The organism is bacterium (assembly GCA_026708055.1).
Taxonomy (GTDB): Bacteria; Actinomycetota; Acidimicrobiia; order Acidimicrobiales; family CATQHL01; genus VXNF01.
Window position 1 is genome coordinate 1 of record JAPOVS010000030.1, and the last position, 7,640, is coordinate 7,640.

6 protein-coding genes are annotated in these 7,640 nt (G+C 70.3%); 2 read left to right on the forward strand and 4 right to left on the reverse strand.

Annotated elements, in window-relative coordinates; all coding sequences use genetic code 11:
• A partial coding sequence (locus tag OXG55_06200) for an ATP-binding cassette domain-containing protein (protein ID MCY4102837.1) occupies positions 1–599 on the forward strand: 599 nt, incomplete at its 5' end.
• A 4-nt stretch (positions 600–603) separates the two neighbouring features.
• Here OXG55_06200 and OXG55_06205 read toward each other — a convergent pair.
• Positions 604–1,050 (reverse strand): helix-turn-helix domain-containing protein, encoded by a 447-nt coding sequence (locus tag OXG55_06205; GenBank protein ID MCY4102838.1) that lies wholly within the window; start codon positions 1,048–1,050, stop codon positions 604–606.
• Positions 1,047–1,319, reverse strand: a complete 273-nt coding sequence (locus OXG55_06210; GenBank protein ID MCY4102839.1) for a thiamine-binding protein — start codon at positions 1,317–1,319, stop codon at positions 1,047–1,049. The genes OXG55_06205 and OXG55_06210 overlap by 4 nt, the downstream gene beginning before the upstream one ends.
• Positions 1,320–1,410: 91 nt before the next feature.
• Between OXG55_06210 and OXG55_06215 the strand changes: the two genes are divergently transcribed.
• Positions 1,411–2,742, forward strand: coding sequence for a Zn-dependent hydrolase (locus tag OXG55_06215; protein MCY4102840.1), 1,332 nt, complete (start codon positions 1,411–1,413; stop codon positions 2,740–2,742).
• A 297-nt stretch (positions 2,743–3,039) separates the two neighbouring features.
• On the opposite strand, the gene OXG55_06220 is transcribed toward OXG55_06215, so the two are convergent.
• Both OXG55_06220 and OXG55_06225 read right to left on the reverse strand, forming a co-directional pair.
• The gene (locus OXG55_06220) at positions 3,040–5,814 is read right to left on the reverse strand and encodes a site-specific DNA-methyltransferase (protein MCY4102841.1); all 2,775 of its coding nucleotides are present in this window, start codon (positions 5,812–5,814) and stop codon (positions 3,040–3,042) included.
• 75 nt (positions 5,815–5,889) lie between these two features.
• A partial coding sequence (locus tag OXG55_06225; GenBank protein MCY4102842.1) for a hypothetical protein occupies positions 5,890–7,640 on the reverse strand: 1,751 nt, incomplete at its 5' end.

Genomic DNA, 7,640 nt, shown 5'->3' on the forward strand with positions numbered 1-7,640 from the left:
TGCGCCCCGTCACCGAAGGCCGCGTCCGCATCGCCGGGGCGGACGTCACCGGGAGCCACCCGCGGCAGGTCCGTGACGCCGGCATGTCCTACGTTCCCGAGGAGCGCATGCGCGACGGCGTGATCGGGAGGTTCTCGGTGGCGGAGAATCTGGTGCTGCTGAACCAGGGCACCGAGTTCAGCCGCCGCGGGTTCCTGCGCCTCGGCGCCATCAGGGAGCACTGCCGGGACCTCGTCGAGCGGTTCGCGGTGAAGACCCCCAGTATCGACGTGCCGACATCCAACCTCTCCGGCGGCAACATCCAGAAGCTCATCCTGGCTCGGGAGTTGTCGGCGGAGCCCAAGGTGATCCTGGCCGCCCAGCCCACGCGCGGTGTGGACGTGGGCGCCGCCGAGTACATCCACGGCCAACTCGTGGCCCAGAAAGCCTCGGGATGCGCCACCTTGTTGATCTCCGAGGACCTCGACGAGGTCCTGGCGCTCTCGGATCGCATCGGCGTGATGTACGAGGGTCGCCTCATGGGGGTCCTCGACCGGGCCGATGCGACGGTGGAGCGGTTGGGGCTCTGGATGGCCGGCGTCGTCGAGGGCGCCGCCTGAGCGCTCAGCCTCCGCCGTCCCCGGACCCCGGGGCGGGCTGCTCCATGGCGTTGATGTAGTTGTAGATCGTGATCCGGCTGACCCCCATCGCCGCAGCGACGTCCTCGACGCCCTTGCGCAACAGGAAGGCACCCCGCTCGTAGAGGAGCCGGACCGCCGCCTGCTTGCCGGTCCGGGACAGGTTCGGCAGCGAGTCGCCCAGCTCGCGCTCGACCGACTCGATCAGCCGCCCGAGGGCACCGTCCAATCCGCCCAGGCGCAGCACACCCACCGTCTCGCCACCGAAGTCCAGCGGGATGTCGCCCGGAGTCCGCTCCGACGGCGGCAGCAGTTCCCCGCCCACCGCCGCAGCCACCGGCTGGAGCATTCGCCAGACCGGGTGTTCGGAGTGGCTCGTCAGGGGATCGTCGTCGCCGGAAATCCCGGACCCCGCAGGGTCACCGGAGTTCATGCGGCGTCCGTTCCACCGGTCGCAGGGTCATCGGGGTCGCGCTCCAGGCGCAGAACGATCCGCGTGGCACCCGCCTGCAACGCCTCGCGCACCATGGCCGACGTGGCCGCCGCCGCCTGGTCGATGTCGCCGGTGGCCGTCGTGGCGAAGGGGCCGACCTCCGGTTGGAGTCCCGCATCGGCGAAAGCCGCCACGGCCGCCTCCACGTGCGGGCCGGGAGTGCCTTCCTTGAAGGGCTCGACGAAGAACTCGATGTGAATGATGTCCACGACGCCACCGACTTCCTGAACCTCGGGCACGCGCGCGTTGACGCTGTGCACGTCCTGGCCAACACTAGGCGAGCGATACACCGACAGGAGGATGCCCGGGATGCGCCAAGACGACCTCAAGAACCTGCGCATCGACATCGACCGACTGGTCGGCCGTCTCGAAGCGCTCAGCCAGATCGGCGACACCGGAGACGGCGGGAACTGCCGGCTCGCGTTGACCGACGAGGACCGCGACGGGCGGGACCTGGTGGTGGGTTGGATGCAAGATCTCGGCCTGTCGGTCACGGTGGACACCGTCGGCAACGTGGTGGCCGTCTATCCCGGCGAGACGGAGGGGCCGCCGGTCATAACCGGCAGCCACATCGACACCGTGCGCACCGGCGGGCGTTACGACGGCAACCTGGGTGTGCTCGCCGGCCTCGAGGTGATCGAGACGCTCAGCACCGCCGGGGTGCGGCTGCGGCGCCCGCTGGCTGTCGCCTTCTTCACCGACGAGGAGGGCTCGCGCTTCCCGCCCGACATGCTCGGGAGCCTCACGTTCGTGGGCGGCATGAGCGTCGAGCAGGCCCTCGACGTGACCGACAGCGACGGCGTCTCGGTGGGTGCCGAACTCGACCGCATCGGCTACCGCGGGGCCGCGCCATGTCCCGCCCCCGCACCGTTCGCCTTCGTGGAACTGCACATCGAGCAGGGTCCGGTGCTGGAGCAGGAGGGCGTCACGATCGGCGCCGTCACCGGGGTGCAGGGCATCTCCTGGAGCGAGGTGACCATCGAGGGCCAGTCCAACCACGCCGGGACCACGCCGATGGACATGCGCCGCGACGCCGGCTACGCCGCCGCCCGGGTGGCGGTGGCGGCGCGGGAGATCGCCGGCGACATCGGCGGCTACCAGGTCGCCACCGTCGGGGTCATGGACCTGCACCCCGACCTGGTGAACGTGGTCGCCGGCCGGGCGCGGCTCTGCGTGGACATGCGCAACATCCACGAGCAGGAACTCCAGCAGGCGGAACGGCTCATGGCCACGAGCCTCGAGCGGATCGCCGCCGCCGAGGGCGTGGGCATCTCCGCCCGGTCCATGGCCCGCTTCGAACCGGTCATCTTCGACCTTCCGGTGGTGGACCTCGTCGAGGCCACCGCCCTGCGCCTGGGTCACAGCACCAAGCGGCTGCCCTCGGGCGCGGGCCACGACGCCCAGATGCTGGCGAGGGTCTGCCCCGCCGGGATGATCTTCGTGCCGAGCCACAGGGGGCTCAGCCACAATCCGGCCGAGTACACCGCGCCCGCGGACCTGGCGGCCGGAGCCGACGTGCTGCTGCAGGTGATGATCGTCCTCGCCTGCTGGGAAGGCGACATCCCCCAGGTGCCGCCGACAGGAGGCACCTTCACCCGAAGCGAAAGAGGCGTCGGCGCCCCAAGCTCCTGACGCCTCCGGCACCGCTGCTGACGCCGAATTTTACTCTTGGCATTCGGGCAGTTCGGGCGCATAGAACGCGAGCGCCGGAGTACTCCCTACTCGGCCGTAAGCCTTCAACCGGGGAGTGCTCCGGCACCGCTCGTTCGTCGCCGTCGCCGACTCGGAACACGCGTAGGCTACTGCGGCGACGCCGTGTCCGCAATTCAATGAAGTGCCGCCGAAACGGGTCTCGCCGCGCCGCTCGGACACCTCGGGCGGAACGGCCCCTCGAGCGGAGGTCCCCCTCACGAGCGTTGACGCCCGCGATCAGCGGGGCGGGGTGATGGTGGTGGTCATCTCGGCGCCGGTGCGGGTGATGATCTTCACGGCGATGTTGTTGGGGGGCGGCGGCGCGCTGAAGGGCTGGGAGCTGAGTCCGCAGAGCGCCTCGGCCGCCTCGGTGTCGCGCTCGCGGCCGAAGGCTTTCAGCAGGCGTTTGATCTGGGCGTCGCCGCGCTTGTAGCCGGGCAGGTAGATGAGCCGGGGGAAGAAGGCGGTGCCGTCGTGGTCGGTGTCGATCATCCAGCAGTCCACGTCGGCGTCGGGCCTCGAGTGGCGCAGCTCGCCGGTCACGGGGTCGTAGGTGTCGAAGCCGTGGAGGTGCACCACCAGGTTCCCGTCGGCGTCGGTCTCGCAGTCCACGTCGGGCTCGCCCAGCAGGGTGAGCGTGGGCGAGCCGCCGTCGCGGGCCAGTCCGGGGATCTGCAGGTCGCGCGACGCCACCACCTTGTGCACGGTCAGCGGCCCGGCGCTCTCGGGCACATTGTTCTCGAAGGCCGGGGCGACCACGATGAGATCGGAGATGTCGGCGCGGCCCCGCCGGGCCTCGGCAGCCGCCGCGGCAACCTGGACCGCGCCGACGGTGGCGTCGGGCGCGGCGAGCACGATGGCCGCCACCAGGTGCCCCTCGCGGCCGGGGCGGGCGCAGTCGGCCTCATGGCTCACCAGCCGCCCGTCGGGCCACGGCGTCACCTCGGTCACCTGCAGCAGTTCCCGGCCGTTCACGTCGCGCACGGCCCCGCTGGTCAGCGCCTCCAGCAGCCGCTCGGCGTCCTGCCCGGCCGCCGTCCCGATGTCCGACGCCGCCACGCGGGCTCGACCGGAGGATCGCGCGGGCCGGCCGGCGCCGGTCTCGTCGTCCGTCGGATCGGGGCCGCGGTCGCTGGGGCCTCCTGAGGCGTCGGACGGATCGTCGCTCAACCTGCCGGCGGGGTCGCTGAACGGCAGGTGCACGTACGGCGAATGCGACTCCACCGTGAACGGCCCGGTGAGGCGGCTGCGGCCCTTCTCCTCCTTCGGCCGGTCGACCAGGTGGATGGTGTTCTCGGGGTCGTCGACGGTGTCATAGGCCAGCGTGGCCGCGGAGACCCGCTGCATCGTCTCGGTGTCGAGCCCCGCGCCCGGGTCGTTGCCGCCGTCGAGGGTGCGATACCACGGGTAGGTGCTGGTCAGCAGGTGCCGCCGCGCCACGGCGATCGCCACCCGCCCCGCGTCGATGGTGATCCACCGCCGCCCCCAGTGCTCAGCGGTATGCGCCGTGACCCCCGAACCGCACGTGGGGTCGAGAACCAGGTCGCCGGGGTCGGTGGACATGAGCATGCAGCGCTCTACCAAGCCTTGGTGTGTTTGAACCGAATAGCGCTTATTTCGTGCTTGCCTCTGTTGTGGCCAGACGTTATCGATACGTCGGCCCGGCATCTCATCTTCGTACCACTTCCAGCGCAAATCGCTACCACTGGTGCCTTCAAGACGCCCGAGTTGGGCTAATCGATCAAGCCCGCAGACACCCGAGTCACCGCCGCCCGGCGGGGACTCGGCCGCGCCATTGGCGTGTGCTTCTGGGCCACTGGTGCGTGTCTGCTCCTCGGGAGTAGACACGCGCCATTGGCGTGTGCTCCCTGGGTGGTAAGTCACCCCCTTGTAGACGTAATCGCAGGTGCGGCCTGTCGTCGATGCTCCTTGTGAACTCAATGCCACCCAGCTGTAGAGGCGTGCTGCCTCGGGAAGACATGCCTCTGGATCGCGACGCTCCTCGCTCGTAGGGCCTCTAGTGGTACCATCAGCCAGTTCAACACGACCAGCATAGGTCCACATTTCGAGTAGTTCTTTTCGATCTAGCGTTTCATACAATTGTCTGAACTTAACGTGATTCTTGTCTCGCGTATACCATAAAATGTAGCTCGCCGACTCCGGAAGTGTCCGGGCCGATGAACCGGTTGTTGATCGCCAGGTGATCGTCGCCACTCGGTTCTCGGCTCCGAACACCTCGTCGCAGAGCACGGCTAACCGGTGGACGTTGTCGTCGCCTATCTGCACGAACAGCGAGCCCGATTCGGTCAGGAGCTCGCGGAACAGCACGAGGCGTTCGTGGACCTCGTCGAGGTAGCTGTGGATGCCGTTGCGGTAGGTGTCGCGGAAGGCGCGCAGCGGGGTCGTGTCGCCGACGGGCACGCCGCTGGCGTCGTCGCGGGTCTCGAGACGGTCGGTGGCGGTCATGAAGTTGGACTTGAAACCGATGCCGTAGGGCGGGTCGAAGTAGATCATCTGCACCCGCCCGGCGAGGCCGTCGCGGGCGATGAGGCTCTGCATCACCTCCGATGAGTCGCCGTGGATCAGGCGGTTCTGCCAGTTGCCGGGGTGCTGGTAGAACTCCCACTCGAAGGCGCCGTCGGGCAGGCCGTCGAAGTCGTCGAACAGGCTGGGGGCGGCTTCGGCGGCATCGGGCTTGCGGAGCTGGTGGATCATCGAGAGCGGGTTCACCTTCTCCCGCGTGTACAGCGGCAGGCCCGCGAACCGGTGGTCGTCGTCGGCCGCCGACGTTGCCCCCTGGCGGTCCCAGCAGAGCACGGGCTCGGGCTGCTCCTTGCGGGGCGCGCCGGCCTCGGCGGCCGGCACTCCGGTGTTGCGGCGCGCGACGCTGAACTGCTTGGGCGCCCGGTCCTGCTCGGACAGCAGCGGCGCGCTCTCCACGGTGGGCTGGTTCAGCCGCGACGCCCCCTCGTGGCTGTAGGACTCCGGCGGCGGGGTGGGCTTGCGGGCCATCGTGTCGCTCCTGGGGTGGCGGTCAGTCCGAGCGCGAACGCCGCGCGGCGTCTTTCTGTCGGCGCTGGCAGAGGCTCACGCGGCGCTCGGCTCGGTGTGGGCGGCCAGGGCTGCCCGCACGGCGACGTCGAGCTCGTGGCGCACCGAGTCGGCGTGCTCGACGAAGGCGTAGGACCAGCGGCGCAGGCTGTCGGGCAGTTCAACGGTGGCCGCAACGCAGGGAATCCAGTGCTCGGTGGTCCAGCGGGCCGCGGCCTCGGCCTTGTCGTCCATCACCCCCTTGCATTCCACGATGAGGTTCACCGTCCCGCCGTCGGGGGCGGCCAAGGAGGCTGTGAAGTCGGGCTCGTAGCGCCGCCAGGCGCCCTCGTGGTGGTAGGGGATCGTCCAGCCCAGGCCGAAGTTGCGAGCCCAGCGGCGCACCAGCGGGTGGGAGTCGAGGGCTTGGGCGGTGAGCAGCTCCAGCCGCGAGTGGCAGGCGGCGTGGGACAGCTCCGAGCGTGTCGCCTCCCGGATGTGCTCCAGAGTGGTCTCGAAGTCCACCTCGTCGGTGTCGGCCAGCGGCTGGTGCGGCGCGAGCCGGGCGCGGCGTGTCATCGACCCGGTGGCCACGTCGCAGGCTGCGAGCACCGCCTCGACCACCTCGCTGCGCCGTGCGCTGTCAATCACCAGTTCCAGCAGGCGCTCGGCGGTGAGGTCCACCTCGGGGTGCGCTGTCCAGGCCCGCACCGCCGCCAGCGCCGAGCGGAACAGCGCCAACCGCCCCGCCGCGGCCACGTCTCCGCTCCCGATGCCACCGCCGGCGCCTGTGCCGTCCTCGTCGGGCCTCGCCGCGATGCGTTCGGCCGCAGCCGGCGGAGCCGCCCGAGTCGTGACCCGCTGGGTCAGGTCCCTGGCCAGGTGCAGCTCGGCTCTGCGGCGGCGCCCGCCGGGGTCCAGCGCCGAGATCAGTGACTCCTCGCCGGCCACTCCCTCGAGGGCGGCCATCGTGGCGACACCGCCCGACGGCGCCGACCACGGCTGCACCCGCTCGGGCCGCAGCGTGAAGCGGCCCTCGGGTGCTACCCGCAGGTACTGCTCCACCTGCGGCCACGACACCCGCAGGCCGCGCCGGCCGGCCACGGTGTGCACCCGGGTTCGGGGCTTGGGCGGCTGCGGCGGATTCGGAGGGGCGTCCATGGCGGGCATGAACTCGAAGGGGATCCCCACAACATCGGCGTATTCCGCCTCGAACAGGCGGCGGCCCTGCTCGTCGGGCGGGCGCAGGGCGTCGTAGGAGGTGCGCCGCAGCGCCCGGCCCGTCACCTGCTCGCACAGCAGCTGGGTGCCGAACGCCCGGAAGCCCACGATGTTGGTGACCGTGCGGGCGTCCCAGCCCTCGGTCAGCATCGCGACGGAGATGACGCAGCGCACATCGGCGCCCGGCTCGCCGGCCCGGCCCACCGTGGCCAGCATCTCCCGCACCGCCGCCTCGGCGTCCTTCTTGCTCTCCACCCCGGCTCGCCGCAGCAGCAGGCGCTTCAGCTCGTCGGGGATGGCGTCGTCCTCGCCTACCTTGCTGTGCACCACCAGGGTGCGCGGATTGTCGAACCAGCGCCCGTGGGGGTCTACGTTCGAGAGTTCCTCGAAGGCGCCTCGGTGAAGCCGGCCGTCAGCGTCCTCGTGCCCCGCGACGAAGTTGAACAGAGCCCTGGCGTTGGCGATCTTGTTGACGACGAAGATGAGCACCGGCGGCGTGGGCTGAGCACGACCCGACGCGTACAGGTGTTCCCCTGCCTGCCTGCCTGCCTGCCTGCCTGCCTGCCTGCCTGCCTGCCTGCCTGCCT

Excerpts from the sequence above, each read along its gene's own strand:
- OXG55_06205 (MCY4102838.1), bottom strand. The coding sequence starts at position 1,050 with ATGAACTCCGGTGACCCTGCGGGGTCCGGGATTTCCGGCGACGACGAT.
- OXG55_06215 (MCY4102840.1), top strand. The coding sequence starts at position 1,411 with ATGCCCGGGATGCGCCAAGACGACCTCAAGAACCTGCGCATCGACATC.
- OXG55_06220 (MCY4102841.1), bottom strand. The coding sequence starts at position 5,814 with ATGGCCCGCAAGCCCACCCCGCCGCCGGAGTCCTACAGCCACGAGGGG.